The sequence below is a fragment of the Streptococcus suis genome (assembly GCF_002960445.1).
Classification (GTDB): domain Bacteria; phylum Bacillota; class Bacilli; order Lactobacillales; family Streptococcaceae; genus Streptococcus; species Streptococcus hyiners.
Map to the genome: position 1 here is coordinate 1 of NZ_POJD01000282.1, position 394 is coordinate 394.

Annotated in this window: 1 protein-coding gene; it reads left to right on the top strand. The window is 47.5% G+C overall.

Features of this window, described 5'->3' with window-relative positions; genetic code table 11:
- A partial coding sequence (gene epsC, locus C1G53_RS09795) for a serine O-acetyltransferase EpsC (RefSeq protein ID WP_161941405.1) occupies nucleotides 1-394 on the top strand: 394 nt, incomplete at both ends.

The window sequence follows — 394 nt, forward strand, 5'->3', positions numbered from 1 at the left end:
TCGGATGCACAGTCAGTTTTGGCGTTTTTGGACCAACATTGAAATTCATCCAGGTGCAGAAATTGCCTCGGGAGTCTTTATTGATCATGGCGCGGGATTGGTAATTGGTGAGACTGCAATTGTCGAATCTGGTGTAATGTTATACCATGGAGTAACTCTTGGAGGAACAGGCAAGGATACAGGGAAGCGCCATCCAACAGTTCGAAAAGGGGCACTCGTTTCTGCTCATGCCCAGGTGATTGGCCCAGTTGAAATCGGAGAAAATGCGAAAGTAGGTGCTGCTGCTGTTGTCCTAGCCGATGTTCCAGCAGATGTGACAGTGGTCGGTATGCCGGCTAAAATCGTCCGTGTTCATGGTCAAAAAGATGAGAAGATCATTCATGACATGGAAGAT